This is a genomic window from Pseudomonas sp. AN3A02 (assembly GCF_011765255.1).
Taxonomy (GTDB): domain Bacteria; phylum Pseudomonadota; class Gammaproteobacteria; order Pseudomonadales; family Pseudomonadaceae; genus Aquipseudomonas.
The window spans coordinates 165,418-192,404 of the sequence record NZ_JAARNI010000001.1; the positions used below are offsets into that span (position 1 = coordinate 165,418).

The 26,987-nt window shown below is 60.7% G+C and carries 30 protein-coding genes; 15 read left to right on the forward strand and 15 right to left on the reverse strand.

Annotated features, from left to right (window positions below; all coding sequences use genetic code 11):
• Positions 1-46 precede the first annotated feature (46 nt).
• Positions 47-400, reverse strand: a complete 354-nt coding sequence (gene uraH / locus HBJ59_RS00830; RefSeq protein WP_010176091.1) for a hydroxyisourate hydrolase — start codon at positions 398-400, stop codon at positions 47-49.
• 461 nt (positions 401-861) lie between these two features.
• On the opposite strand from uraH, the gene puuE reads away from it, so the two are divergent.
• From puuE to HBJ59_RS00870, 8 genes are all read left to right on the forward strand, one after another.
• Positions 862-1,788: an allantoinase PuuE gene (gene puuE / locus HBJ59_RS00835; RefSeq protein WP_167662530.1), complete on the forward strand. Its 927-nt coding sequence runs from the start codon at positions 862-864 to the stop codon at positions 1,786-1,788.
• Positions 1,785-2,300, forward strand: a complete 516-nt coding sequence (gene uraD, locus HBJ59_RS00840; protein ID WP_076017383.1) for a 2-oxo-4-hydroxy-4-carboxy-5-ureidoimidazoline decarboxylase — start codon at positions 1,785-1,787, stop codon at positions 2,298-2,300. The genes puuE and uraD overlap by 4 nt, the downstream gene beginning before the upstream one ends.
• Positions 2,301-2,380: 80 nt before the next feature.
• Positions 2,381-3,376, forward strand: a complete 996-nt coding sequence (gene alc, locus HBJ59_RS00845) for an allantoicase (protein WP_076017382.1) — start codon at positions 2,381-2,383, stop codon at positions 3,374-3,376.
• A 140-nt stretch (positions 3,377-3,516) separates the two neighbouring features.
• The gene (locus tag HBJ59_RS00850) at positions 3,517-4,020 is read left to right on the forward strand and encodes an ureidoglycolate lyase (protein ID WP_167662531.1); all 504 of its coding nucleotides are present in this window, start codon (positions 3,517-3,519) and stop codon (positions 4,018-4,020) included.
• Positions 4,021-4,070: 50 nt separating this feature from the next.
• Entirely contained in the window at positions 4,071-5,372 is a 1,302-nt protein-coding gene (locus HBJ59_RS00855; protein WP_167662532.1) for a urate hydroxylase PuuD, read from the forward strand.
• Between the two features lie 187 nt (positions 5,373-5,559).
• The gene (locus tag HBJ59_RS00860; RefSeq protein WP_167662533.1) at positions 5,560-6,912 is read left to right on the forward strand and encodes a nucleobase:cation symporter-2 family protein; all 1,353 of its coding nucleotides are present in this window, start codon (positions 5,560-5,562) and stop codon (positions 6,910-6,912) included.
• Positions 6,913-6,955: 43 nt separating this feature from the next.
• Positions 6,956-7,351, forward strand: coding sequence for a hypothetical protein (locus HBJ59_RS00865; protein ID WP_143503702.1), 396 nt, complete (start codon positions 6,956-6,958; stop codon positions 7,349-7,351).
• Positions 7,348-8,133, forward strand: coding sequence for an outer membrane protein OmpK (locus HBJ59_RS00870; RefSeq protein WP_076017378.1), 786 nt, complete (start codon positions 7,348-7,350; stop codon positions 8,131-8,133). The genes HBJ59_RS00865 and HBJ59_RS00870 overlap by 4 nt, the downstream gene beginning before the upstream one ends.
• A 113-nt stretch (positions 8,134-8,246) precedes the next feature.
• Here the strand turns inward: HBJ59_RS00870 and HBJ59_RS00875 are convergent, their stop codons facing one another.
• Together HBJ59_RS00875 and HBJ59_RS00880 are read right to left on the reverse strand one after the other, a co-directional pair.
• A complete protein-coding gene (locus tag HBJ59_RS00875; RefSeq protein ID WP_076017377.1) occupies positions 8,247-9,392 on the reverse strand; it encodes a patatin-like phospholipase family protein in 1,146 nt (381 codons plus the stop codon).
• 32 nt (positions 9,393-9,424) lie between these two features.
• On the reverse strand, positions 9,425-10,360 hold the full coding sequence (locus tag HBJ59_RS00880) for a lipid A biosynthesis lauroyl acyltransferase (protein ID WP_076017376.1): 936 nt from the start codon (positions 10,358-10,360) through the stop codon (positions 9,425-9,427).
• Between the two features lie 118 nt (positions 10,361-10,478).
• On the opposite strand from HBJ59_RS00880, the gene minC reads away from it, so the two are divergent.
• The 5 genes from minC (at position 10,479) to HBJ59_RS00905 (ending at position 14,775) form a co-directional block, all read left to right on the forward strand.
• Entirely contained in the window at positions 10,479-11,216 is a 738-nt protein-coding gene (minC, locus tag HBJ59_RS00885) for a septum site-determining protein MinC (protein ID WP_076017375.1), read from the forward strand.
• 200 nt (positions 11,217-11,416) lie between these two features.
• Positions 11,417-12,229: a septum site-determining protein MinD gene (minD, locus tag HBJ59_RS00890; protein WP_003209098.1), complete on the forward strand. Its 813-nt coding sequence runs from the start codon at positions 11,417-11,419 to the stop codon at positions 12,227-12,229.
• Positions 12,230-12,232: 3 nt separating this feature from the next.
• Positions 12,233-12,487, forward strand: coding sequence for a cell division topological specificity factor MinE (gene minE, locus HBJ59_RS00895; RefSeq protein ID WP_003175252.1), 255 nt, complete (start codon positions 12,233-12,235; stop codon positions 12,485-12,487).
• A 191-nt stretch (positions 12,488-12,678) separates the two neighbouring features.
• Entirely contained in the window at positions 12,679-13,314 is a 636-nt protein-coding gene (locus HBJ59_RS00900) for an RluA family pseudouridine synthase (protein WP_063032017.1), read from the forward strand.
• Positions 13,315-13,485: 171 nt separating this feature from the next.
• Positions 13,486-14,775, forward strand: coding sequence for a M18 family aminopeptidase (locus tag HBJ59_RS00905; RefSeq protein ID WP_003209095.1), 1,290 nt, complete (start codon positions 13,486-13,488; stop codon positions 14,773-14,775).
• A gap of 123 nt (positions 14,776-14,898) precedes the next feature.
• Here HBJ59_RS00905 and glp read toward each other — a convergent pair whose 3' ends face one another.
• On the reverse strand, positions 14,899-16,125 hold the full coding sequence (glp, locus tag HBJ59_RS00910; RefSeq protein WP_076017374.1) for a gephyrin-like molybdotransferase Glp: 1,227 nt from the start codon (positions 16,123-16,125) through the stop codon (positions 14,899-14,901).
• Entirely contained in the window at positions 16,109-16,648 is a 540-nt protein-coding gene (gene moaB, locus HBJ59_RS00915) for a molybdenum cofactor biosynthesis protein B (RefSeq protein ID WP_076017373.1), read from the reverse strand. The genes glp and moaB overlap by 17 nt, the downstream gene beginning before the upstream one ends.
• Positions 16,649-16,723: 75 nt before the next feature.
• Between moaB and mobA the strand changes: the two genes are divergently transcribed.
• Both mobA and HBJ59_RS00925 read left to right on the forward strand, forming a co-directional pair.
• Positions 16,724-17,326, forward strand: a complete 603-nt coding sequence (mobA, locus tag HBJ59_RS00920) for a molybdenum cofactor guanylyltransferase MobA (protein ID WP_076017372.1) — start codon at positions 16,724-16,726, stop codon at positions 17,324-17,326.
• An 80-nt stretch (positions 17,327-17,406) separates the two neighbouring features.
• A complete protein-coding gene (locus HBJ59_RS00925; RefSeq protein ID WP_076017371.1) occupies positions 17,407-17,628 on the forward strand; it encodes a YgdI/YgdR family lipoprotein in 222 nt (73 codons plus the stop codon).
• A gap of 58 nt (positions 17,629-17,686) precedes the next feature.
• Here the strand turns inward: HBJ59_RS00925 and HBJ59_RS00930 are convergent, their stop codons facing one another.
• The 10 genes from HBJ59_RS00930 to HBJ59_RS00975 all read right to left on the reverse strand — a co-directional run bounded on the left by HBJ59_RS00930 (position 17,687) and on the right by HBJ59_RS00975 (position 26,931).
• Positions 17,687-18,577: a pseudouridine synthase gene (locus HBJ59_RS00930; RefSeq protein ID WP_167663415.1), complete on the reverse strand. Its 891-nt coding sequence runs from the start codon at positions 18,575-18,577 to the stop codon at positions 17,687-17,689.
• A gap of 65 nt (positions 18,578-18,642) precedes the next feature.
• Complete coding sequence (locus HBJ59_RS00935) at positions 18,643-18,978, reverse strand: hypothetical protein (protein WP_003209087.1); 336 nt, start codon at positions 18,976-18,978, stop codon at positions 18,643-18,645.
• A gap of 74 nt (positions 18,979-19,052) precedes the next feature.
• Positions 19,053-19,289: a glutaredoxin family protein gene (locus HBJ59_RS00940; RefSeq protein ID WP_167662534.1), complete on the reverse strand. Its 237-nt coding sequence runs from the start codon at positions 19,287-19,289 to the stop codon at positions 19,053-19,055.
• Positions 19,290-19,435: 146 nt separating this feature from the next.
• Complete coding sequence (locus HBJ59_RS00945) at positions 19,436-20,437, reverse strand: aromatic ring-hydroxylating dioxygenase subunit alpha (protein WP_167662535.1); 1,002 nt, start codon at positions 20,435-20,437, stop codon at positions 19,436-19,438.
• On the reverse strand, positions 20,434-21,573 hold the full coding sequence (locus HBJ59_RS00950) for a hypothetical protein (RefSeq protein WP_167662536.1): 1,140 nt from the start codon (positions 21,571-21,573) through the stop codon (positions 20,434-20,436). The genes HBJ59_RS00945 and HBJ59_RS00950 overlap by 4 nt, the downstream gene beginning before the upstream one ends.
• A complete protein-coding gene (locus HBJ59_RS00955; RefSeq protein ID WP_167662537.1) occupies positions 21,570-22,718 on the reverse strand; it encodes an ATP-grasp domain-containing protein in 1,149 nt (382 codons plus the stop codon). Before HBJ59_RS00955 ends, HBJ59_RS00950 begins: the two co-directional genes overlap by 4 nt.
• On the reverse strand, positions 22,706-24,064 hold the full coding sequence (locus HBJ59_RS00960) for a F390 synthetase-related protein (protein WP_167662538.1): 1,359 nt from the start codon (positions 24,062-24,064) through the stop codon (positions 22,706-22,708). Before HBJ59_RS00960 ends, HBJ59_RS00955 begins: the two co-directional genes overlap by 13 nt.
• On the reverse strand, positions 24,054-24,908 hold the full coding sequence (locus HBJ59_RS00965; RefSeq protein ID WP_167662539.1) for an MBL fold metallo-hydrolase: 855 nt from the start codon (positions 24,906-24,908) through the stop codon (positions 24,054-24,056). Before HBJ59_RS00965 ends, HBJ59_RS00960 begins: the two co-directional genes overlap by 11 nt.
• Positions 24,905-25,912, reverse strand: coding sequence for an NAD(P)-dependent oxidoreductase (locus HBJ59_RS00970; protein ID WP_167662540.1), 1,008 nt, complete (start codon positions 25,910-25,912; stop codon positions 24,905-24,907). The genes HBJ59_RS00965 and HBJ59_RS00970 overlap by 4 nt, the downstream gene beginning before the upstream one ends.
• Entirely contained in the window at positions 25,912-26,931 is a 1,020-nt protein-coding gene (locus HBJ59_RS00975; RefSeq protein WP_167662541.1) for a beta-ketoacyl-ACP synthase 3, read from the reverse strand. The genes HBJ59_RS00970 and HBJ59_RS00975 overlap by 1 nt, the downstream gene beginning before the upstream one ends.
• Positions 26,932-26,987 lie beyond the last annotated feature (56 nt).

The window sequence follows — 26,987 nt, forward strand, 5'->3', positions numbered from 1 at the left end:
CGAAAAACCAACGAAGAGCTTTGGGGGTGTGAAGCGCGGTGACGACTCAGCTACCGCGATAGGTGGAGTAGCTGTAAGGCGAAATCAGCAAAGGCACGTGATAGTGATCCTGTTCGGCACTGATGCCGAAGCGCAGTACCACCACGTCGAGAAACGCAGGTTCGGGGAGTTGCACACCGCGGGCGCGGTAGTAGTCACCGGCGCTGAACTGCAACTGATAGACACCGCTGCGGTAGTCATCGCCTTGCAGCAGAGGTGCATCGCAACGGCCGTCGTTGTTGGTCAGGGTGCTGGCCACCAGTTCAAGCTGTGTGCCCTCGACACGGTACAACTCAACCTTGATCGCGCTGCCAGGGCAGCCGTGCGCGGCGTCCAATACGTGTGTGGTCAAACGTCCCATAGCGTCTGCGCGCCTCCCGAAGTCAGTAAAGTGAAAGACCGCACCTTTTCAGGTCACTGAAAAAGCCGGCAATGACTGATTAAGACACTTTTCAAAAAAATTGTACACAATAAATTCAACAAACCCGCTATACGTTGCTGACGCCGATACTGTAGGAGCGAGCTTGCTCGCGAAGATCGTTAACGATAACGCAGCGCTTCAGAGGTAACGAGGCGCTCTCAGGTTTTTCGCGAGCAAGCTCGCTCCTACAGTAAAGGAGGTTTTTTTCAATATAGCTGACCAGTCAGGCAGGTTTCTTGCAGTGCTATTCTGCAAAGACCCTGCGGAAAAAATGCAGAAATACAGGCTTACAAAGTGCGCACTAAGTTGTATACAATCAGTCATCGCTGTGACGCCACCCCAGTCTTTTCGCTGCCCGGCCGCCACACACACCGCTACCACGAACAAGAAGGAAGACTGCAGTGAGCGCTGACTACCCACGCGACCTGATCGGTTACGGCAGTAACCCTCCTCACCCACACTGGCCAGGCAAGGCCCGTATCGCCCTGTCGTTCGTACTCAACTACGAAGAAGGCGGCGAGCGCAACATCTTGCACGGCGACAAAGAGTCGGAAGCCTTCCTGTCCGAAATGGTCTCAGCGCAACCGCTGCAAGGCGAGCGCAACATGAGCATGGAATCGCTGTACGAATACGGCAGCCGGGCCGGCGTGTGGCGCATCCTCAAGTTGTTCAAGGAATTCGATATCCCGCTGACCATCTTTGCCGTGGCCATGGCCGCCCAGCGCCACCCGGACGTGATCCGCGCGATGGTCGCCGCCGGCCACGAAATCTGCAGCCACGGCTACCGCTGGATCGACTACCAATACATGGACGAGGCCCAGGAGCGCGAGCACATGCTCGAAGCGATCCGCATCCTCACCGAACTCACCGGCGAACGCCCACTGGGCTGGTACACCGGGCGCACTGGCCCCAACACCCGGCGGCTGGTGATGGAGGAAGGCGGTTTCCTCTACGACTGTGACACCTACGACGACGACCTGCCCTACTGGGAACCCAACAACCCGACCGGCAAGCCGCACCTGGTGATCCCCTACACCCTGGACACCAACGACATGCGCTTCACCCAGGTCCAGGGTTTCAACAAGGGCGACGACTTTTTCGAGTACCTCAAAGACGCGTTCGATGTGCTGTATGCCGAAGGCGCGGAAGCACCGAAGATGCTCTCCATCGGCCTGCACTGCCGCCTGATCGGCCGCCCGGCGCGCCTGGCGGCACTCAAGCGCTTTATCGAATACGCCAAGGGCCATGACCAGGTGTGGTTTACCCGCCGCGTCGACATCGCCCGTCACTGGCATGCCGTACACCCTTTCCAGGGAGCCGCCAAATGACAGCGTTCCAGACCTTGAAACCGTCGACCCTGAGCCGCGACGAGTTCGTCGCAGCCTTCGCCGACATCTACGAACATTCGCCATGGGTGGCCGAAAAGGCCTTCGACCTGGGCCAGGACGCTTCGATCGACGAGATCGAAACCCTGCACCAGCGCATGAGCGACATCCTGTTGAGCGCCGATCACACCAGTCAACTGGCCCTGATCAACGCTCACCCGGACCTGGCGGGCAAAGCTGCCGTCCAGGGCCAGTTGACCGAAGCCAGCACCCATGAACAGGCTGGCGCCGGTATTCACCAATGCTCGAGCGACGAGTTTTCGCGCTTCACCGAGCTGAACGATGGCTACAAGGCCAAGTTCAAGTTTCCCTTCATCATGGCGGTAAAAGGCAGCAACCGGCATCAGATCCTCGCCGCGTTTGAAACGCGCATTCACAACTCGGTGGAAGCCGAGTTCAAATGCGCGCTGGCCGAGATCAATAAAATCGCGTTGTTCCGATTACTGACCCTTTAGCAGACCTGGCCCGAGCGGTTCATGAACGCCCAGGGCCTGGCGAGCATCCCAAGCCACTTACTTTAAGGCAGACAAGAAGAATGAAAGCTTACGCCGTACCTTTCGAGAAGTTCGTCAACCTGGCCGACGCCCGCCTGGGCACCAAGATCATCTCTGTTACCGATGACTGGTTCGCCGACGCCAACCGCCTGTTCCAGCCGACCCCGGCCGTGTGGAAGGAGGGCGTTTTCGATGACAACGGCAAGTGGATGGACGGCTGGGAGTCACGCCGCAAGCGCTTCGAAGGCTACGACAGCGCGGTGATCCGCCTGGGCGTACCGGGTTCGATCAAAGGCGTGGACATCGACACTTCATTCTTCACCGGCAACTTCCCGCCATCGGCGTCCCTGGAAGCCTGCTTCCTGGCGTCCGGCGAGCCGGACGACAACACCCAGTGGGTTGAAGTGCTGTCGGCTGTAGAGCTGCAAGGCAACAGCCATCACTTCCACGAGATCAACAACGACCAGGCCTTCAGCCACCTGCGTTTCAACATCTACCCGGACGGTGGTGTAGCCCGTCTGCGTGTGTACGGCATTCCGTTCCGCGACTGGTCGGCGGTGGGCGACAACGAACAAGTCGACCTGGCAGCTGCATTGAACGGCGGCCGTGCACTGGCCTGCTCCGATGAACACTTCGGGCGCATGAGCAACATCCTCAACCCGGGCCGTGGCATCAACATGGGCGACGGCTGGGAAACCGCCCGTCGTCGTACGCCGGGCAATGACTGGGTCATCGTCGCACTGGGCAACCCGGGCGAGATCGAGAAGATCGTGGTCGACACCCTGCACTTCAAGGGCAACTACCCGGACACCTGCTCGATCCAGGGCGCATTCGTGAAGGGCGGCACCGACAGCCAGATCGAAACCCAATCGCTGTTCTGGCGCGAACTGCTGCCGGCGCAGAAACTGGAAATGCATGCTGAACACACGTTTGCCGAGCAGATCAAGGCACTGGGCCCGATCACCCACATTCGTCTGAATGTATTCCCGGATGGTGGTGTGAGCCGCCTGCGGGTTCTCGGTAAGGTCTCGAAGTAAGCGGTGAACCTGTGGCGAGGGAGCTTGCTCCCGTTGGGTCGCGAAGCGGCCCCAGGAAATGGGACTGCTACGCAGTCCAGCGGGAGCAAGCTCCCTCGCCACAAAAGCAAACAACACAGAATCCGGATAAGAAGACAGCCATGCGCACACTGATGATCGAACCCCTGACCAAAGAAGCCTTCGCCCCTTTCGGAGACGTTATCGAAACCGATGGCAGCGATCACTTCATGATCAACAACGGGTCGACCATGCGCTTTCATAAACTGGCGACGGTGCAAACCGCCACGCCAGAAGATAACGCGATCATCAGCATTTTCCGCGCCGACGCGCAGGACATGCCGCTGACCGTGTGCATGCTGGAACGACACCCGCTGGGCAGCCAGGCTTTCATCCCGCTGTTCGGCAACCCCTTTCTGATCGTGGTCGCGCCACTTGGCGATGAACCTGTATCGGGCTTGGTCCGCGCCTTCGTCACCAACGGCAGGCAGGGCATTAATTACCATCGCGGCGTCTGGCACCACCCGGTGCTGACGATCGAAAAGCGGGATGACTTCCTGGTGGTTGATCGCAGTGGCACAGGCAATAACTGCGATGAGCATTTTTTTAAAGAGGATGAGCAGTTGATCCTCGCCCCCCACCAATAAGAGAAGGTCTGATCACTCGACGACAGAGTGACAGGCGAGAGGTAAAGACTGTGGAAGCACATTTGATGGAATGGCTGAACCTTAGCGTGCGCTGGGTTCACATGATTACCGGCGTCGCCTGGATCGGCGCTTCGTTCTACTTCGTCTGGCTGGAAAACAACCTCAATCGCGTCAACCCCAAGGACGGTCTCGCCGGTGACTTGTGGGCGATCCACGGTGGCGGTATCTACCACCTGGAAAAATACAAACTGGCCCCGCCGACCATGCCGGACAACCTGCACTGGTTCAAATGGGAAGCCTATTTCACCTGGATGTCCGGCGTCGCGCTGCTGTGCGTGGTGTTCTACGCCAACCCGACGCTGTACCTGCTGGCCCCGGGCAGCAGCCTGACCGGTCCGGAAGGTGTACTGCTGGGCATTGGCTCGCTGTTTGTCGGCTGGTTCGTCTACTCCTTTCTCTGCGACTCGGCCCTGGGCAAGCGCCCTGCCCTGCTCGGCCTGATCCTGTTCGTGCTGTTGATTGCCGCTGCGTATGGCTTCAGCAAAGTGTTCAGCGGCCGTGGTGCGTACCTGCATGTGGGCGCCGTGATCGGCACCATCATGGTGGGCAACGTGTTCCGCATCATCATGCCGGCCCAGCGTGCGCTGGTGGCGGCGATTGCAGAAAACCGCACACCCGACCCGGCACTGCCGGCCAAGGGTTTGCTGCGTTCGCGTCATAACAACTACTTCACCTTGCCGGTGCTGTTCATCATGATCAGCAACCACTTCCCGAGCACCTACGGCAGCCAATACAACTGGCTGATCCTGGCAGGTATCGCGGTGGCGGCGGTGTTGGTGCGTCACTACTTCAACACCCGTCACAACAGCCAGAAATATGCCTGGACCTTGCCCGTAGGCGCACTGGCGATGATTTGCCTGGCGTACGTGACCGGCCCAAAACCGGTGGCGACTGCACCGGAAGTGGCCAAGGCACCCGCGGCCATCGAGTACCAGCCACTGCCGGAAACGGCGCTGGGTGGCGGGCTTAAACCGGCTGCACCCGCGGCACCTGCACCGGCGCCTGCCGAAGCAGCACCGGCCCAGGCCTCGATTGATTTTGACAAGGTCCACGGGGTGATTCAGGAGCGCTGCGCAGTGTGCCATTCGGCCAAGCCGACCAGCCCGCTGTTCAGTGCCGCACCGGCGGGTGTGATGTTTGATACGCCGCAGCAGATCCAGCAAATGGCCCCGCGCATTCAGGCGCAGGCCGTGGCCAGCCAGATCATGCCGCTGGGCAATATCACTCAGATGACCCAGCAGGAACGGGACTTGATTGGCACCTGGATCAATCAGGGGGCGCGTACCAACTAAACATCGGCCCCCTCCCCTGTAGGAGCGAGCTTGCTCGCGAAAAGCTCAAGGGCAACGCGCTCAAACTGGATGCGCGCGTTATCGTTGACGACCTTCGCGAGCAAGCTCGCTCCTACAGGGATCAAGGGCAGCGCTACCGGCAATCGAATGCCGAACAACACAACAATAAAAAGATCCGAGGTGTTGCATGTCCCAGCTAGAAACGCAGACTCCTGCCGCGCCCGCCATGGTGCGGCTGCCCCTCTTGCAACTGATTCTGGTAGGCCTGCAACACGTCTTGCTGATGTACGGCGGCGCCGTCGCCGTGCCTTTGATCATCGGCCAGGCCGCAGGCTTGAGCCGTGAAGAAATCGCCTTCCTGATCAACGCCGACCTGCTGGTGGCGGGCATCGCAACCATGGTCCAGTCATTCGGCATCGGCCCGGTGGGCATTCGCATGCCGGTGATGATGGGCGCCAGTTTCGCCGCGGTCGGCAGCATGGTCGCCATGGCGGGCATGCCCGGCATCGGCCTGCAAGGGATCTTCGGCGCGACCATCGCCGCCGGTTTTTTCGGCATCTTGATCGCGCCGTTCATGTCCAAGGTCGTGCGCTTCTTTCCGCCGCTGGTGACCGGCACCGTGATCACCGCCATTGGCCTCTCGCTGTTTCCCGTCGCGGTCAATTGGGCCGGCGGGGGCGCGGCGGCGTCCACGTTTGGCTCACCGATTTACCTGGCGATTGCCGCGCTGGTACTGGCCACCATCCTGTTGATCAACCGTTTCATGCGCGGCTTCTGGGTGAATATCTCGGTACTGATCGGCATGGCTCTGGGCTATGGGTTGTGCGGGATGATCGGCATGGTCGACCTCAGCGGCCTGGCCCAGGCACCGTGGGTGCAAGTGGTGACGCCACTGCATTTCGGCATGCCGAAGTTCGAGTTGGCGCCGATTCTGTCGATGTGCCTGGTGGTGGTGATTATCTTCGTCGAGTCCACCGGGATGTTCCTCGCCCTGGGCAAGATCACCGGCCAGGAAGTTACGCCGAAGATGCTGCGTCGCGGCCTGTTGTGTGATGCCGGCGCGTCGTTTTTTGCCGGCTTCTTCAACACTTTTACTCACTCCTCGTTCGCGCAAAACATCGGCCTGGTGCAGATGACCGGTGTGCGCTGCCGTTCGGTGACGATCATGGCCGGGGCGTTTCTGATTGTGCTGAGCCTGCTGCCCAAGGCCGCGCTCCTGGTAGCGTCGATTCCCCCCGCAGTGCTGGGCGGCGCGGCGATTGCCATGTTCGGGATGGTGGCGGCCACCGGGATCAAGATCCTCCAGGAAGCCGACATCGCCGACCGCCGTAACCAGTTGCTGGTGGCGGTGAGTATCGGCATGGGATTGATCCCGGTCGTGCGTCCCGAGTTCTTTGCGCAGTTGCCACTGTGGATGAGCCCGATCACTCACAGCGGCATCGCCATGGCCACCCTCAGCGCGCTGTCGCTGAACCTCTTGTTCAACATTCTGGGCGGCGCCGAACGCGCTGCCGCAAGCGAACACGCACACCAACATTGATTCCTGCGTCACAACAAAAACAATAACGATCAGGGAATACACCATGCACGCCATTCACCCGGGGCCGGCTACCCGCCGTGCCCCATTCTCGCCCCGCGCGCTCTGTAACGGCGCACTTGAGCACCCGCCTCGGAGTCAGTATTCTCGGCGCCCGCTCAAATCGACTCAAAAAAAAACAGCGAATGTAAAAGCTGACTGCAAGGCCAACTTATCCGGGCCCCAAGTCCGCAGCCAACGTGTGCAAAAACTCTCCGAATTCGACTGTGGTCATCACAGCCGACGGGGATTTTTTGGCTTTTTAAACACCTTGGCGCAGCTCTTGCTAAAAGCATTAAAGCTGACCGAACAGACGATTTTTGCGGCAAGCAAAAAGACGCCACACCAGAGCGTCCGCTTAGAAAAAAAACCAGAAACCTTTACCTCGGGAGCAACCGAATGAAACGTACTGTGAACAGCCTGATGCTGGCAGGATCCCTGCTGGCCGGGGGCCAGGCCATGGCCGGTGATCTGCTGCAGTGGCAGAACAACAGCCTGACTTATCTGTGGGGCAAGAACTTCACCGTTAACCCGCAGATCCAGCAAACCGTAACCTTCGAACACGCCGATGCGTGGAAGTACGGCGACAACTTCTTCTTCCTCGACCGCATCTTTTACAACGGCAAGGAAGACGGCAACGTCGGCCCAAGTACTTACTACGGCGAGTTCAGCCCACGTTTGTCGTTCGGCAAGATCTTCGACAAAGACCTGTCGTTCGGCCCGATCAAGGACGTGTTGCTGGCGTTTACCTACGAGTTCGGCGAAGGCGACAACGAGTCGTACCTGGTGGGTCCTGGTTTCGACTTGGCAATCCCCGGCTTCGACTACTTCCAGCTGAACTTCTACCAGCGCCAGACCGAAGGAAATCGCCCGGGTGATGGCGTGTGGCAGATCACGCCGGTGTGGTCATACACGATTCCGGTGGGCAACTCCAATGTGCTGATCGACGGGTTTATGGACTGGGTCGTGGATAACGACAAGAACGCCCGCGGCACTTACCACGCCAACCTGCACTTCAACCCGCAGATCAAATATGACCTGGGCAAGGCGCTGCATTGGGGCGATAAGCAGTTGTATGTCGGTATCGAATACGACTACTGGAAGAACAAGTACGGGATCCAGGACAGCGGCGCGTTCGAGACCAATCAGGACACCGCGAGTTTGTTGGTGAAGTACCACTTCTGATGTTTCTCCTGTAGGAGCGAGCTTGCTCGCGAAGACCGCAAGAACACCGCGCCTATTCTGAATAAACGCGCCGCTCTCAGGTTCTTCGCGAGCAAGCTCGCTCCTACAGGGAATCAGGTCAGGCCTAAAAACCGCTTTAGCTCTTCGCGCTTGGCCAGCGCATCCCGCCGTCCCAATTCGATCAACTCGCTGCAATACCCCGCCTCGAACAGCAGGTAACTGAGCACGCCCGCCCCGCTCGTTTTGGTCGCCCCCGGCCCACGCAGAAACAGGCGCAATGCCGCCGGCAACTCCTGACGATGACGTGCCGCGATTTCGTCGATCGGCTGGCTTGGTGCAATCACCAGCACCTCTACCGGTGCCAAACCCTGTATCGCCGCATCGGCAGGCAACACATGGCTGAACTGGTTCAGGCGCTCAAGCAATTCGATGTCGCTTTCCAGGCTATCGATGAACGTGCTGTTGAGCATGTGCCCACCGATCTGCGCCAAAGTCGGCTCCTGGCCGGTGAAGGTACGTACCGGGTTCGAAGGGTCGTTGCCGCGCGGGTTGCCACTGACGCCCACCACCAGCACCCGGCTGGCTCCCAGGTGCAACGCAGGGCTGATGGGTGCCGATTGCCGGACGGCACCGTCGCCAAAATATTCCTGGTCGAGTTTGACCGGCGCAAACAGCAACGGAATCGCCGAGCTGGCCAGCAGGTGTTCAACGGTTAATTGCGTGGGAATACCGATACGCCGATGGCGCAGCCAGGCATCGATGGTGCCGCCGCCCTGATAGAAGGTCACGGCTTGCCCGGACTCGTACCCGAAAGCGGTGACGGCCACTGCATGCAAGTGTTTCTGGCGAATCGCCTCGTTGATGCCTTCCAGGTGCAGTTTGTCACGCAACAAATCCCGCAGCGGCGAACTGTTGAGCAGCGCCACTGGCACTTGCGCACCAATCCCCAGCAGGCTGTGAATAAGGAAACGACTGGCCTGGCTGACCACTCCGGGCCAGTCACTGCGCAGCACCAGATGGCTGCGAAAGCCTTGCCAGAAGGCGGTCAGGCGCTGGATGGCGGCGGTAAAGTCCATGGCGCCGCTGGCCAGGCTCACCGCATTGATCGCCCCGGCCGAGGTGCCGACAATCACCGGAAACGGATTGGCCGCCCCCGGCGGCAACAGCTCGGCAATCGCCGCCAATACCCCCACCTGATAGGCGGCCCGCGCCCCGCCGCCGGAAAGAATCAAGCCTGTGACCGGTTCAGCTGGGCGCATTGCATCACTCCATGGTGCTTGGGGACTTCAGATCAACGACGGCGTTTTTCGTACAGCTTAGGCTCACCCGGTGGCCGGCTCTTGAAGCGGCGGTGGGTCCACAGGTATTGCTCGGGGCATTCGCGCACGGAAGCCTCGACCCACTGGTTGATGCGCAGGCAATCGATCTCGTCGGATTCACCCGGGAAGTCGGTCAGCGGCGGATGGATCACCAGCCGATAACCGCTGCCGTCGGCCAGGCGTTCCTGGGTGAACGGCACTACCAGCGCTTTGCCCAGGCGTGCGAACTTGCTGGTGGCCGTGACGGTGGCGGCCTGAATACCGAACAACGGCACGAAGATACTTTGCTTGGCGCCGTAGTCCTGGTCCGGTGCGTACCAGATCGCACGGCCGGCCCGCAGCAGCTTGAGCATGCCGCGCACGTCTTCACGCTCTACGGCCAGGGAATCAAGGTTGTGCCGCTCGCGGCCACGGCGCTGGACGAAATCGAACAACGGGTTGCCGTGTTCGCGGTACATGCCGTCGATGGTGTGTTTCTGCCCGAGCAAGGCGGCGCCGATTTCCAGGGTGGTGAAATGCAGGGCCATGAGGATCACGCCCTTGCCTTCCAGCTGCGCCTGCTTGAGGTGTTCCAGCCCTTCGACATGGGCCAGGCGCGCGAGCCGCGGCTTGGTCCACCACCAGCTCATGGCCATCTCGAAAAAAGCGATGCCGGTGGAGGCAAAGTTTTCCTTGAGTAAATGTTGACGTTCTTTGGCGGATTTTTCCGGGAAGCACAGTTCCAGGTTTCGCGCGGCAATGCGTCGACGTTCACCGGCCACCCGGTACATTCCCGCACCCAAGGCACGGCCAATCCCCAGTAAAGCCCGGTACGGCAACTGCACAATCAGCCACAGCAAACCGAGCCCCAGCCATAGCAGCCAGAAACGCGGGTGAAAAAATACAGCTCGAAAACGCGGGCGATCCATTAAAGATTCCGGTAAAGACAACGGCCGCGCATTCTACAACGGTTCGACCCGGCTTGCGGCTAGCGGATGTTCTCGTTATAAGTCTCGACACTTTTCGTGACAAGCCGCTTTGCCGACCATGAGCCAAACCGAACCGCTAGACCAAGATCCCGTGTTCCAGTTGAAAGGCAGCATGCTCGCCATTACCGTGCTGGAACTGGCCCGCAATGACCTTGACGCCCTGGACCGCCAGCTCGCCGCCAAGGTCGCCCTGGCGCCGAACTTCTTCAACAATGCGCCGCTGGTGCTGGCCCTGGACAAACTCCCGGCCGGCCAGGGCGCTGTCGACCTGCCCGGGTTGATGCGTGTGTGCCGCCAGCATGGCCTGCGCACCCTGGCGATTCGTGCCAGCCGTATCGAAGACATTGCCGCGGCGATCGCCATTGAACTGCCAGTACTGCCGCCGTCCGGCGCACGTGAGCGTCCGCTTGACCCGTTGGTCGGCGAAGAGAAGAAAAAACCCGAGAAACCACCAGAGCCGACGATCAAGCCTACAAAGATCATCACCTCTCCCGTGCGGGGCGGGCAGCAGATTTACGCCCAGGGTGGCGACCTTGTCGTCATCGCCCCGGTAAGCCCGGGGGCGGAACTTCTTGCCGACGGAAACATCCATGTATACGGCCCCATGCGCGGTCGTGCACTGGCCGGCATAAAGGGTGACACCAAGGCCCGTATTTTTTGCCAGCAGTTGACCGCTGAGCTAGTGTCCATCGCAGGCCAGTACAAGGTTTCGGAAGATTTGCGCCGCGATCCGCTGTGGGGGGCCGGGGTACAAGTCAGCCTGTCGGGCGATGTGTTGAACATCACCCGTCTTTAACGGATACTGCCGCATTTTCCAAGCATCTCTAGACTCTGATAGCACAGCGAAACCGGCAATACTTGTGTAGGAATAATTGAAAGCTGGCGTTTCCCCTACGGAAACCACATCTTTTTCCTACAAAGGCTGTCCGCCTGCAGCGAGTATCAAGAGATGTTTTTCAGGGACTGAAAGTCCTTTTTCCTTAGGGGTGAAACACCTTGGCCAAGATTCTCGTGGTTACATCCGGCAAGGGTGGTGTGGGTAAGACCACCACCAGCGCCGCTATCGGTACCGGCCTCGCTCTGCGCGGCCACAAGACAGTCATCGTCGACTTCGACGTCGGCTTGCGTAACCTCGACCTGATCATGGGCTGTGAACGCCGCGTGGTGTACGACTTCGTCAACGTGGTCAACGGCGAAGCCAACCTGCAGCAGGCCCTGATCAAGGACAAGCGCCTTGAGAACCTGTACGTGCTGGCCGCCAGCCAGACCCGCGACAAAGATGCGTTGACCAAAGAAGGCGTAGGCAAAGTCCTCGCTGAACTGAAGGAAACCTTCGAATACGTAGTGTGCGACTCCCCGGCGGGTATCGAAACCGGCGCTCACCTGGCGATGTACTTCGCCGACGAAGCCATCGTCGTGACCAACCCGGAAGTGTCGTCGGTACGTGACTCGGACCGCATGCTCGGCCTGCTGGCCAGCAAGTCCCAGCGCGCCGAGAAAGGTGAAGATCCGATCAAGGAACACCTGCTGCTGACCCGCTACAACCCTGAGCGCGTCAGCAACGGCGAAATGCTCGGCGTTGAAGACGTCAAGGAAATCCTCGCCGTGACCCTGCTGGGTGTGATCCCGGAATCCCAGGCCGTCCTGAAGGCATCCAACCAAGGCGTGCCGGTGATTCTTGACGACCAGAGCGACGCCGGCCAGGCGTACAGCGATGCCGTTGATCGCTTGCTGGGCAAGACCGTGGAACATCGCTTCCTCGATGTTAAGAAGAAGGGATTCTTCGAGCGTATCTTTGGAGGCAACTAAACAATGAAATTTCTCGACTTCTTTCGCGCCAACAAAAAGCCAAGTACCGCGTCGGTAGCGAAAGAGCGTCTACAGATCATCGTGGCGCACGAACGCGGCCAACGCAGCACTCCGGATTACCTGCCAGCCTTGCAGAAGGAACTGGTGGAGGTGATCCGCAAGTACGTCAATATCGGTAACGATGACGTGCATGTCGCCCTGGAAAATGACGGCAGCTGCTCGATTCTGGAACTCAATATCACCCTGCCTGATCGTTGATCGAAAAGGCGGTCGCCACGGCGGCTCGGTTACTGGGCTTCTGTAGGAGCGAGCTTGCTCGCGAAGGACGTTAACGATAACGCGCTCATACTGAATGGGCGTGTTGTTCTTGAGTTTTTCGCGAGCAAGCTCGCTCCTGCAGGAACTTCGGCAACCCAGCCGCCGTTGGCGTTTGTTACGAGGCTGTTTTAATGCCGTTGTCCAATGTCCACATCCTTCATCAGGACGCCGCTGTCCTGGTGGTGAACAAGCCTACCCTGCTGCTCTCGGTGCCCGGTCGCGCCGAAGACAACAAGGACTGCCTGATCACCCGCCTGCAGGAAAACGGCTACCCCGAAGCCCGCATCGTCCATCGCCTGGACTGGGAAACGTCGGGCATCATCCTGCTGGCCCGCGACGCCGACACCCACCGTGAACTGTCGCGCCAGTTTCATGACCGCGAAACCGAAAAGGCCTACACCGCACTGTGCTGGGGCCAACCGGAACTGGACAGCGGCAGCATCGACTTGCCATTGCGCTACGACCCGCCGACCAAGCCACGGCACGTGGTGGACCACGAGTTCGGCAAGAACGCGCTGACCTTCTGGAAAGTCCTGGAACGTTGCGGCGACTGGTGCCGGGTTGAGCTGACGCCGATTACCGGCCGTTCACATCAACTGCGTGTGCACATGCTGTCCATCGGGCATCCGTTGTTGGGCGATGGGTTGTACGCCCATGAGCAGGCCTTGGCGGCCTGGCCGCGCCTGTGCCTGCATGCCAGCATGTTGAGCTTCACCCATCCCCAGAGCGGCGAGCGCTTGCGCTTCGAGTGCCCCGCGCCGTTTTAACCTGCAAACGCAATTAAAATTTGGGAGCGGGCTTGCTCGCGAATGCTGTGTGTCAGTCGCTGAATGAGCTAACTGATACACAGCATTCGCGAGCAAGCCCGCTCCCACATTTGTTCTGTGCACTTATCCCATCGGACGGTAAACTCGCGCCATTGCTGTCTGGAGCTACTTATGCGCGAAGAGTTGAACCAAGGCCTGATCGACTTCCTCAAGGCCTCCCCTACCCCGTTCCATGCCACCGCCGCCCTTGCACAACGCCTGGAAGCCGCCGGTTTCCAGCGTCTTGACGAGCGCGAGACCTGGACCACCGAGGCCAACGGTCGCTACTACGTGACCCGCAACGACTCCTCGATCATCGCCTTCAAGCTCGGCCGCCACTCGCCCCTGCAAGGCGGTATTCGCCTGGTCGGCGCCCACACCGACAGCCCTTGCCTGCGGGTCAAGCCACAGCCGGAACTGCAACGCCAGGGCTTCTGGCAACTGGGTGTGGAAGTGTACGGCGGCGCGCTGCTGGCGCCGTGGTTCGACCGCGATTTGTCCCTGGCCGGCCGCGTGACCTTCCGTCGTGACGGCAAGGTCGAAAGCCAGTTGATCGACTTCAAGCTGCCCATCGCGATCATCCCCAACCTGGCCATTCACCTGAACCGTGAAGCCAACCAGGGTTGGGCAATCAATGCCCAGACCGAGCTGCCGCCGATCCTCGCGCAGTTTGCCGGTGACGAACGTGTGGACTTCCGCGCGGTGCTTACCGAACAGTTGGCCCGTGAACACGGTTTGAACGCCGATGTGGTGCTCGACTATGAGCTGAGCTTCTACGACACCCAGAGCGCCGCGGTGATTGGCCTCAATGGCGACTTTATCGCCGGTGCCCGCCTCGACAACCTGCTGTCGTGCTACGCCGGCCTGCAAGCCCTGCTCACCGCCGAAACCGACGAAACCTGCGTGCTGGTGTGCAACGACCACGAAGAAGTCGGCTCGTGCTCCGCCTGCGGTGCCGACGGCCCGATGCTGGAGCAGACATTGCGTCGCCTGCTGCCCGAGGGTGATGAGTTCGTACGCACCATCCAGAAGTCGCTGCTGGTGTCTGCCGACAACGCCCACGGCGTGCACCCCAACTACGCCGAGAAGCACGACGCCAACCACGGCCCGAAACTCAATGCCGGCCCGGTCATCAAGGTCAACAGCAACCAGCGCTACGCCACCAACAGCGAAACCGCCGGGTTCTTCCGCCACTTGTGCATGGCTGAAGAAGTGCCGGTGCAGAGCTTTGTGGTTCGCAGCGACATGGGTTGCGGTTCGACCATCGGCCCGATCACTGCCAGCCACCTGGGCGTGCGCACCGTGGATATCGGTTTGCCGACGTTTGCCATGCACTCGATTCGCGAGCTGTGCGGCAGCCACGACCTGGCGCACCTGGTGAAGGTGTTGAGTGCGTTTTACGCGAGTCGTGATTTGCCTTGATCGTCTGACCTCCTGTAGGAGCGAGCTTGCTCGCGAAAATCGCCAACGATAACGTGGGCATCCTGGATGCACGCGGTGTTCTCTGGTTTTTCGCGAGCAAGCTCGCTCCTACAGTGGGGGGGATCAGTTCAGGACTTCACTCAACGGTATGAAGTTGACCCGATCACCGATCTCCAGCGTCGTGCCTTCCAGCACCTCTACCAAACCTTCAGCCCACGCCGCACTGCGCAGCACACCCGAGCTCTGGTTGCGGTAGATGATCGCCTTGCCCTGCTCCAGCCGCCCGCGCAGATACTCGCGACGATTCCCCGGCTTGGCCCAGACAAACCCCACCGGCACTTCAATGCGCAACGGCTGCACGTCTTCGACACCCTGGCGGCGCAACAGGTAAGGCCGCGCCAGCAAGGCAAAGGTCACCAGCGTCGATGCCGGATTGCCCGGCAAACCGATCACCGGTACGCCACGGAAATGCCCGAATGTCAGCGGCTTACCCGGCTTGATCGCCAGCTTCCACAGCGCCAGCTCGCCCTCTTCCCGCAGCGCAATCCCGAGGAAATCCGCCTCGCCCACCGACACACCGCCGGTGGACAGAATCAAGTCGACCGAGCCCAATGCGCCCAGGCGTTCGCGGGTTTGTTCCAGGTCATCCGGCAGGATCCCGGCGTCCACCACTTCACAGCCCAGGCGCTCCAGCCAGCTGCACAGCACCCGGCGATTACTGTTGTAGATCTGCCCGGGTCCCAGCGGCAGGCCCGGCTCGATCAACTCGTCGCCGGTGGACAGCACGGCCACGCGGGCGCGTCGCACCACATCCAGCCGATCACGACCCAGCGAAGCCGCCAGGCCCAACTCGATCGGGCCAAGACGTGTGCCGGCGGGCAACACCAGTTCGCCGACCGTGGTTTCCTGGCCTTGGGGACGGATGTTTTGATCCACCTGCAACGCTTCGGTGAAGCTCACCCGCTGATCGGGGTGGACCACGGCGTTTTCCTGCATCTCAACGCAGTCCGCGCCTTCCGGAACCGGGGCACCGGTGAAGATTCGCGCACAGGTGCCGGCGGCCAAAGGCTCCGGTGCCGTGCCTGCGAAAATGCGCTGGCTGACCACCAACGGCTCGCCGGTCCAGTCCGCCAGGCGCAGGGCGTAACCGTCCATGGCGCTGTTGGGCCAGGGTGGCAAGTCCAGGGTCGAGATCAGCGCCTGCGCCAGCACGCGACCATCGCACTCAGCCAGCGGCAACGTTTCCTGCTCACGAATCGGCGCTGCCTCGGCCATTGCCAGCAGTTGTTCGAGGGCGTCTTCTACCGGCATCAACGCACCGGTCTTGCCCGGCTTACCCACGGGATTCACAGGGCTCGGCCTGTTTCAAATGCGCGACGAAGTTGCACGGGCGGTGACGGTTATCCAGTTGCTCGGCGAGAATCCCGTCCCAACCGGTGCGCACCGCGTTGGTGGAGCCCGGCAGGCAGCACACCAGGGTGCCATTGGCCAGGCCGGCCAGGGCACGGGACTGCACGGTGGAAGTGCCGATATCGGCCACGGAAATTTGCCGGAACAGTTCGCCGAAACCGTCCACCTGTTTATCCAACAGGCAGCTCACTGCTTCCGGGGTGCTGTCTCGGCCGGTAAAGCCGGTGCCGCCGGTGATCAACACCACTTGCACCACGTCTTCGGCAATCCAATGCGCCACTTGCGCACGGATTTTGTACAGATCATCTTTAAGCAGAACACGCTCGGCCAGCAGGTGGCCGGCAGCGGTCAGGCGGTCGACGAAGACCTGGCCCGACGTGTCGGTTTCCAGGGTGCGGGTGTCACTGACCGTCAATACAGCGATATTCAGGGGTACAAAGGGCGCATCAGCCTTGGCTTTCATGGCTCGGTCCGGTTGTCGAAGGAACAGCCCGATGTTATATCACAGCCCCCCGTTTCACTGCCCGCAGGAGCCGCCATGCCAAGCCATTCTTCCCCTCTGCCCTGCTCCGTGCTGTTGCTGGCCGGCGGCCGTGGCCAGCGCATGGGCGGCCTCGACAAGGGCCTGCTCGACTGGCACGGTCAGCCGTTGATTGCGCACCTGCATCGTCTGGTGCGGCCTTTGACCGACGACCTGATCATCTCCTGCAATCGCAACCAGCCGCAGTACGCGACCTACGCCGATCAATTGGTCGGCGATGACAGCCCGGATTTCCCCGGGCCACTGGCCGGCATCCGCGCAGGACTTGCGGTGGCACAGCATGCGCATCTGCTGGTGCTGCCGTGTGATGTGCCGCAGATCGACACGCGATTGCTCGCGGACCTGCGCAGCACGGCGCAGCAAAATCCGTTGTTGCCGGTGATGGTGCGCCACGGCGATTTCTGGGAGCCACTGCTCTGCGTCGTACCGACGCGGCTGCGCGAGCGGTTCGATGAGGCTTGGGCCGCCGGCGAGCGCAGCCCGCGCCGGATCATGCAGGCGCTGGGGGCACTGGCCCTGGATTGCCCCGCCGACGACCCACGCCTGGCCAACCTCAATACACCGGAGTTGTTGCACCGCCCGCCCAGCGTGTCAGAATGAGCGTCGAACAAGGAACTTTGCCGACGTTACACACGTCACAAGGTCAGTACTCAACAAAGCATTCTCTCGGAGACAAACTCATGACTCAACGGACCATCGCCGCTCTCATGCTTGCACTGGGCCTCGCTACCCTTGCCGGTTGCGCCTCGCCTACAGTGATCACCCTGAATGACGGTCGCGAAATCCAGGCCGTCGACACTCCTAGTTTCGACAAGTCCACCGGTTTCTATGAATTTCAGCAACTGGATGGTAAGCAAACCCGGATCAACAAGGATCAGGTTCGCACCGTTAAAGACCTGTAAGTCTTAACGCCAGATACGAAAAAGCCCGCGTAATGCGGGCTTTCTCGTTCCTGGGGGTTTACCAGTCCAGGCTGATCTCGCTGCGAAAGTTACGCTCCAGACCGGTAACCGGGTCGATGAAACGCACGCCTTGGGCCAGCAGCTTGAGTGGGTTGGCGTAATCGTCCTCGGCATCCTTGATGACATCGGGGTAGAACGGGTCGTTGCAGATACTCGCGCCCAACGCCGTCATATGAACCCGCAACTGATGCTTCTTGCCGGTCACCGGAAACAGGCCGTAGCGCCATAGGTCGCCGTTCTTTTCCCGCACCTCGACGGCCGTCTCGGTATTGCTCGCGCCCTCGCCTTCCTGCATGCGAAAGAACGGCTCACCCTCCACCAGCCGGCTTTTGTGCACCAGCGGAAAGATCAGCCCAGGTAATGCCGGAGCAATGGCTTCGTAGAACTTGTCGATCTTGCGCGTGGGAAACAGCTGCTGATACGCCGAGCGCGTCTGCGGGTTTGCGGAAAACAGCACCAGCCCCGCAGTATGCCGATCGATACGATGCAGCGGCACCAGGGCCGGGTTGTCCAGGCGACGAATCAAGCGCCGCAACAGCGTCTGCTCGACATACTCGCCGGCGGGCGTTACCGGCAGGAAGTGCGGCTTGTCAGCCACCACCAGGTGTTCATCGGCGTACAGGATCGTCTCCTGCACCGGGATCACTTTCTCGTTCGGTACTTCGCGGAAATAGTAGATGCACAGGCCTTCGCGGTAGGCCAGGTCCTGGGCGATAGGTGCGCCGTTGATGTCCAGCACCCGGCCCCGGGCGATGCGGTCCAGCCATTGTTCACGGCTGATGGCCTGGAAGTGCTCGCACAGACACTCCAGTACGGTGGCCCAGGCGCCCGGCGGCAGGTACAAGGTGCTGGCTTGATGCTGGGCAGCGGAAAAAACGGACATGGGCAGGCTCAAAACGTGGACATACAGGCGGGCATTATCCCGCATGCGGCCGGATCAGGCCCAGCACAGATTCAAGCCTTGGCCAATTCTGCGCGCAGCACCGGCGACGCACTGGCTGCCTCGGTGAATTCCTTGAGCCAGCGCAGCACATCCACCGCTTCCCAGCGGCCCGGGTCATAAAGCGCATACAGCAAGCCCTGATAGCCCACCACATCCAACTGCTTGTGATAACCGGCACGCTGGAACAGCGCCTCGATCTCGGCAAAGCAGGTATTGAAGTGCACTTTGTTAAAGGGCGTCTTGCCTTCCGTGACCAAGCCATCGAGGCGCAGCTCGTTCACCGCGTCGCGCACGACGTCGGCGGACATGCGATTGACGCTGCTTTTCAGTTGTTCAACATTCACCACGGGCGTTCCCTCTCATTCAATCGCTGTACAAACATACAGTAACTGAATAATCGGGAACTCGCCATCGCAGAGTGCTAGAGAAGAAAGCTCACCACCTGCGCTTCATCGAACGGCCAATCCAGCTCCGCGCCCGTATCCACCCGGCGCAGCACCGGAATCCGCAGGCCGTAGGCTTCGAACAAGGCCTCGGAATCGGCGATATCCACCAACTCCACCAACAGACCGTGTTCGACCAACGGCATGATTTCGGCTTCGGCAAACTCGCAAAGATGGCAAGCCAGGGTGCCGAATAACTGACATTCAGGAAGCATGGCAAAGGGTCCGAGAAGAATCAGGCGACTATTCTAACAGCGTCGGGACACTGCAGATCAGTAGGGCCAACAGCGCATGCTGCCAAGGGTGGATGAGGTACGCCCAAACATCGACTCTTGGCAACACGACTCTATCCTGATGCCCCCTAGAGCCAGATCTCCAGCTCCCGCTCGGCAAAGACCAGTGGCTGGCCGTGCTCCAGCAACTGCCGGATGCTTGGCCCAAGCAGGTCTTGCGGCCCATCCATAGGCGTCGCAGGTGTAGTGTGAAAGCGCAGTTGATTAGCGCTGACACGCTCCAGGATCTGACGGTCCTGGCGCAAGATCACCTGGAACAATCGGCGCAATACCAACTGTTTGAGTAGCGCCGGCAATACACCGCGCGTTGTGGCAACCCGGGCAAACAAGCGCACTTGGCCATCCCCATCCGGCGTCATCCAGGCGCTGACCAGCAGATTAAGCCCGCCGCGCGCATCGCGATATTCGATCTCTGCCAGCCCCGGCAAGCGAAAGCGCCCCATGCTGACGCCACGTTCACCCTCGAACCAGCGCGAGATCAACCCTGATTGCTTGCCCTCATCGCTATAGACTGCCTCGACACCGTCTGCGAGGGCGCGCACACGAACACTGAGTTTTTGCCGCTGCCTGTCGTGGCGTATCCACCCGGCATGCACGAAATGCGTGTGAAAACCGTCGAGAAAATTCTCCGCAGCGTCTTGTAGTGAACACTGCACCTGATCGGTCATCCAGAACGTGTCGAGATCCTGCTGTTGCGGGGCAGGCGCAGTGGGAGGTGTTTGAGGACGCTCAGGACCAAGACTGACCCATACCAGCCCGTCGGCCTCGCAACTATGCAAGCTATCCAGCAACGGCTTGCTGCAGGTTGCCAGCTTGGTGCCCGGCACCCGCGTACAACGTCCATCGGCGGCAAATCGCCAACCGTGATAGGGGCATTCAATCTGCCCATCGCGAACCTTGCCTGCGCTCAATGGCGCAAAGCGATGCGGGCAGCGATCAGGTAGAGCAGCGACGTCCCCATCTTCATCCCGAAACAGCACCAACGGCAGGCCAAATAACTGGCGTGCCAACGGAGCATTTCGCAGTTCGTGGCTCAAGGCTACCGGCCACCAGCCGTTTACTTGACTCATAGTTTGAACTTACGCATCAAGGGCACACCGATGCCATGCAACAGGTGGCTCAGGACCTGCCACACCCACCTGCGACCCCAGGACAAATGGGCGACATGGATGAGGCTGTACTCGATCTGCGGCTGGCCCCCCCGCAAGCGTTTGAACTCGGCAGCACCCGAGCTGAAGTTCAATACCACGCCGCGCTCAACCGCCTCTTGCAGGCACAACCGCGTGAGTTGGCGATACAACCCGGCCCGCTGCGGCAGGGCGGTGTCGTAACCCACTATCGGGGTGCTGAGCGTCCCAGCGTTGGCAAACCAGCCAAGGGCACCGTCAATGCGCCCCTCAGCATTGCGTAAAGCCCGCATCTCCAACCAACCTTCACGTTGACCGCGCTGCATCCACTGGGCGCTATAGTGCGGGTTCAGCCTGCAGTACTTGTCCAGGTAAAGCAGGTTGTAAAGATGCTCGATGCGTTGAAAGTCGCTGTCATCCAGCGCCGTGCCCCGCACCACTTCATAGGGGCTGCGGCGCAGCAAGGTGGCGTCCAGCCGGGTGTTGTGGTGCTTGAGAAACGAAGCCTGCGCCCCAGCCCGTCCATCGAACAGATAGACCTGTCGGCTGGGAATACTCAGGTAGCCAAGGCTTTCCAGATTCAGGCGTAGCTCCCGATTGCTGAAGTCATTCAGAGAGCGAAAACCAAACCCATGATCGGGAAACGTTCGACGCAACAAGGCGGTGATCGCCGACAGTTCGGTGATGTCCCAGTCGCCTGGGTAGAGGTTGGTGGACAGCAGCCAGTTGTTGACCTGCACCAATTTGTCGACATTGGCCCGGCGCAGCAGATGGTCCACGCCCTGAGTCAGGATCTTCAGCGGCCAAGTCAGCCAGGGCCGGCCAAGGCGTTTGATCTCTTCGCGGGCGTAGCCGCTATAAGCAGTTTGAGGCGACACCACGTAGCAGTTGTCATCCGGCTCAAGGCCCTCGGTGATACTGACGGGAAAGTGCTGCGTCCCTGTGTCGAGCAGCGCCATGCGGGTAATGACGTTGCCGATCAGCGCGCCGCCGGCACACGTACGCACATAGCGCCGGGCGAGGCTGTCGTCGGCGCGGACGGGCTCACTGAGCAGTTGCTCTTCGAGTATCAATCTCATGGCAGGTCCTCGCTCAACGGCTGGCCGTTCCACTCGATGTCTGCGGTGGACGCGGCCAGCAGGCCGCAGCGCCGGGAAGCCGCACGCGCGATAATTTCAGCCAGGCTCAGCACTTGCGCGGTCAGCGGCCAGAAATCACCTTTGCGGGTAATCACATCGCGGGCATCGGCATAGTCACGCCAGAACCCCGCGTTCAACACCTGCTTTGGCGCCACCAGCAGGAGCATCGCCAGCGCAATCATCCGGGGTTCGCAGGTCGGCTCAAGCACGCCGCTGCCACTCAGGCTGGCGACCAGTTGCCTGCGCTGATTATCGAACAGATGCACACCACTGGTGGCTCGTGGGTTGCACTCCAACACATGAAAATGTCCAGCCGTATCTTCGATAAAGTCGAAACCCACCTGCCCGGTGTAGCCAGTTTCGCTACCGAATTGTTCGAGGAACTGGCGCACCGGCGCCGGTGCGCAAGGCTCGAAATAAATCCCCGACCCACGTCCCACCCGGTAGCGCGGGTGGTAGCAGCTATGGGCGCGCAACTCACCGTCGATCAAGACGCTGAAACTGCAATATTCACGGCCCTCGATAAACCGCTGCGCCACCCAAGGCGCCGCTTCACTGGGCTGTACCTTTGCCAGTTGCCTGACTTTCGGGCGGATCAACGTCTGGGAGGCAAAGCGCGAATATGCCGGTTTGAACACCCACTGGCTCGCTTCACACGTCAATGCCTGTACCGCCAGGCGATCAGTCAACAGGCGGGTTTCAGGAGCCGCCAACGCCCAGCCCGCCGTCATGGCTGCGAAACTACCCTTGTGATGCAAGCGATGCAGCAAGGCAAAATCGCTGGTCAACACCCTGCAAAGCGGCGCCAGGCGCTCGAGACCGTGGGCCAGGTAAAACACTTCCTCGCAGGTGGGCAGCAGCAAATCGATGTGCTGCGCCTGGATCACCTGTGCCAGTGCCGTGATCCAGGCTGCTGGATCCTGTCGAGGTTCCGGCAGGCGCACAAAGTGCTGCACCGAACAACTGAAACGGCTCAGCGGCTGGCTCAAGGAATCCCCCACGCTGACCGTCCAGCCCGCCTCATCAAAGGCCCGCGCCCACTCCAGGCAGGCTGGGGCGCGCGCGCCAAGAATCAGTACATGCATGGCAAACCCTCGGGCAGTTGCAGCAGTTTCAGGCGGCGGCGCTTGGCATACGCCGGCGGCGGCTGCCACTGGCCAAAGCTCAACGCGGGAAGTTGCAGCCCCTGTTGGCAGCACAATGCGTGAATGCTCTGCATCAAGGCCCGGCACAGGTCGGCGTAGTTGGCAGCAGATTGCACGTTGATCTGCCAGTGCAGGCCCTGCTGGTGGATTTCATACTCCTGCAAGCACTCGCCATGCATCAGCAAGGCGCGCCGCAGCACATCCGGATAGAGCGCTCGCAATTGAACACCGCTCAAGTCGGGTAGCCACAGAATGTCATCCACACGGCCCTCGACAGCGGCAATCGCACGCTCGGCACGCCCACAAGCGCAAGGCGCCTGGGCAACCCGGAGAACGTCGTTGAGACGGTAACGCACGATCAACTGGGTGCGTCGGGAGAAGTCGGTGATGATCGGCTGAAAACGTGTGCGCGCGGCGTCCAGCCAATCCGCTTCGATGTGCAGGTGGCTTTCGTTCAGGTGTAAAGTGCCCTTTTCGCAGGTGTAGCCAAGAAAGCCTTCACTGGCCTGGTAAATCTGCCGCGGAGCCACGCCAAACGCTGCCTGTACCCCTTCAGCATCGGCTGTTTCGAGGACTTCCGCCACTGACAGGATATGGCTGGGACGGATGGAGAGTCGCCCTGCCAGCGCTGCTTCGGCCAACCCGCGCAGTACCGTAGCCGGCGCCACCAGTACGTCGGGCTGCTGAGTGTTGAGACGCGCCAGCGCTGCGTCGAACCCCAGGGTCAGGTCGTGAAAAGCAAAGTCGATGCGACGACTCGCCAGTGTCGTATAGAGCCGGCTGTTGGCCCGTAGAAAGAACGCAATGCGCAGCGGCGCATGCCATGGGAGAAGCAGGCGTGGCAGTAGATGACGCGGTAAAGTGCGAGCCAGCAGGATCCCGGCCCATCGTTGCCGCTCCAGGCTACTGACCAGGAATACGCCTTGATTACCCGAGGTCCCGCTCGACAAGCCGACGGTGATGTCACCCAGCGTCGGGCTGAAATCCCGGGATACTTCAGCCTGGCGTGCCAGCGGCAGCACCTCCTCCAGGCTCAAGCCGCGGGTGTTGAACCCGGCGAAATCCCCCATCAACGTGGCTTTGTCCATCAGCGGCAACGTGCTCAAATCCGTCACCACCTTGCCCTTGAAACGCTGAGACTGAGGCAATACCCGTCGCAGGAAGTACTTCAGCTGCCGAGCCTGCCAGGCTTCCAATTGTTCCCGGCGGGTAAACCTCAACCGGTAGCGGCTATGCAGGAAACTGAGCGCGCTGCGCAATGTGCCAATCAAGCGCTCACCGCTCATCGCCGAACGCCTCCCAGGCATGGGTGCAATGGGAAGGCAAGACCGCTACGGCCGGCTCGTGGCGGATCAAGGTGCCCAAGCCGCTGTAGGTTTGGCGATACTGTTGGGCATCGTGGCTGGCAAACCATAAGGCCGGTGGCGCTGGCAGCCGCCCGGCACGGCAGGCGGGCACCGACCAGCACGCGTCGGCCACCAGAAACACTGGCCGCCCCTGGGCATCGGGTATAAACAACCCCAACTGTCCTTCGCTATGCCCCGGCAGCGGTACGCCCAGCAGGCTGGCGTCGCCAAGCAAGTCGATGCCTTGGCGAAAAGGCGCCATCCACTGCGGCAACGTAGCTTTTTTGCAGGTATCGGCGAGGGTCAGGCGCGCGGCGAAATCGTCGGGCAACAAGGCCGGCAGGTGACCGCCGAGGGTCGCTCGCCAGCGATGGCCGCGCAGGCTTTCGATGTGTTTGCGGTCGGCATCCAAGGCAATGAACGTGGCCTTGGGAAAGTCCCTGAGCCCGGCGATATGATCGCTGTGAAAGTGCGAAATGATCACCGTGCGTATGTCATCGGGACCAATACCGAATGCGCGTAATTGCGTGAGCAGCTGTTCTTTCACCGGTAACTCGACCGGCACCGCGGTGCGATACAGGCGCTCAGGCAGTGCGTGTGTGGCGTTAAAAAAGTGTTCGGCGTAACCGGTGTCGTAGAGTATCCAGCCCGCGTCGGGATGTCGGATCAAGCCGCACAACGCCGGAAAGCGTGTCGGTGCCCAGCGCCCTCCCCGATCGGCCATGCATTCCAGATGTTGGCACCAGCCGGCCCGCAGCACACTCAGGCTCACCGTACGACTCATGCTCCCACTCCTTGTTGGGCAAGCCACCACTGCGCGTGCTGGCGAATGCCTTCGTCCTGCGTCACTACCGGACGGTAGCCTAACTCGTTTCGGATGGTGCTCAGGTCCAGGGTTTGGCTGAATGCCAGCACACCGGCACCATACCGTGTCAGCAAAGGCTCGCCGCTGGCTCTCAGGTGTGCGCTGGCTTCCAGCACCCGAGCCACCGCGTCCATCAATCGCCATGGCAAGCGCCGAGTGCGCAGGTTCAGTTGAAACTGATCGGCGACGCGGTGCAGTAAGTCAGCGACAGTCAACGGCGTGCCGTTGCTGACGTTATAGGTGCACACCGCCCGCGGCAACGGTTGGGTCAGGCTCAACATTACCGCGTGCACCAGGTTGTCGACGCAGGTCAGGTCCAGTTGCGCCTGTCCGCCACGCATCAGAGGAATCGGCCCGCGCTGCATTACCCGCAGCAAACGTGGCATCAAGGTAGCGTCCCACGGGCCAAACACCGCACGCGGGCGCAGGATGACTGCCTCGGCGAGCCCGGCTTCATGCACCCGTGTTTCCGCCAGCGCCTTGCTGCGGGCGTATTCGTTGACCGGGGGTGGCAGCGGTTCGTCTTCGCGAATATCGAGACGATCACGGAACGCAAAATACAGACTGGGTGTGGACAAGTGCACCAGACGCTTTACACGGTTGACGCGGCAGGCATGCAGCACCTCGGCAGTGGAATCAAGATTGGCCCTGGCAAATGCCGACGGCGTGCCCCATGGCGAGGACAGCGCCGCGCAATGAACCGCCGCCGCACAATCCTGTGAGGCATCGAGCAGTGCGCTGCAAGCCCCTGACGTACCGTGCTCCAGCGGCACCCAAGATGCCACACCAGGGCTCAGGCCAATGACCTCGGCCGCAGCACGGGCATTACGGCCGGTAAACTGCACTTCACACCCTTGGCCGGCGAGACGCCAGACAATGTGCCGGCCAATGAATCCGGTGCCACCGGTGACGAGAATTTTCATCAGTATTCCAGGACCATGCCGCCAAGGGACAAGCCCGCGCCGGTGCCAATCAGCATCAGCCGCTGGCCGCGCTGAATACGCTGGTCACGGATGGCGATATCCAGCGCGGTGGGCAGTGACGCGGCCACCTGATTGCCGTGCCGGGCGAAGATATCGATGACCTGTTCCGGGGCAAACCCCAGCCGCCGGGCCGCATGTTGCATCGCCTGTTGGCTGGCTTGGTGGGGGATGACCCAATCGATCTGGGGCTTGGTCAAACCGGCCTGGCTAAGCAGCTCATCCACCAGCATGGGCAGATGTTTGGCGGCCAGTCGGAACACGCTTTTGCCCTGCATTGAAAAACTGGTCAGCGGTTCGAACGGCCCATCTATTCGCCGTGGGTGATGACGCGAACCACCGGCAGGAATCTGGCACATATCTGCGCCTTCGGAATACGTCTTGAGGTTCGAGGCGAGGATTTTCGACCCGCCGTCGCTGACGGCCAGCACCACCGCTGCGGCACCGTCGCCGAAGATTGCGCAGACTTCCACCTGCTGCCAGTCCAGTCCACAGGAAGCGATATCCGAACACACCAGCAAAATGCGTTGGTAGCGTCCGGCAAGCAGTGGCCAGGACAGCGTATCAACCGCGGCGATAAACCCCAGGCAACTGGCATTGATGTCCATGGCGGGAATGCCGGAAGCGCCCAGCCCCAATTCGCGGTGCAACAATGCGGCGTTACACGGCATGCCCTGGTCCATGGTGCCACTGGCACAGGCGACCAGGTCGATCTGATCCAGCGCCAGCCCCGCTGCCAGCAATGCCCGGCGTGCGGCGATGGCTCCGAGGCTCGCGGCATTTTCGCTACGGCTTGCAACGTGCCGTTGGGTGACACCACTGATGCGCGCGACGCTGCCGGCCACAAGGCCAAGTTCAGCATCCAGCTGCGCACTGGTGACGATGTGTTCAGGCAGTGCGTGCCCCGACCCCAAGATGTTTATTGGCCTACAGGCGAGGGGCAATCGTTGAGAGGTTGGCATTCAAGTTCCGTTTGAAAGGGTGTCGCCTGGCTATTGGCTATTGTTGTTTGCCCATA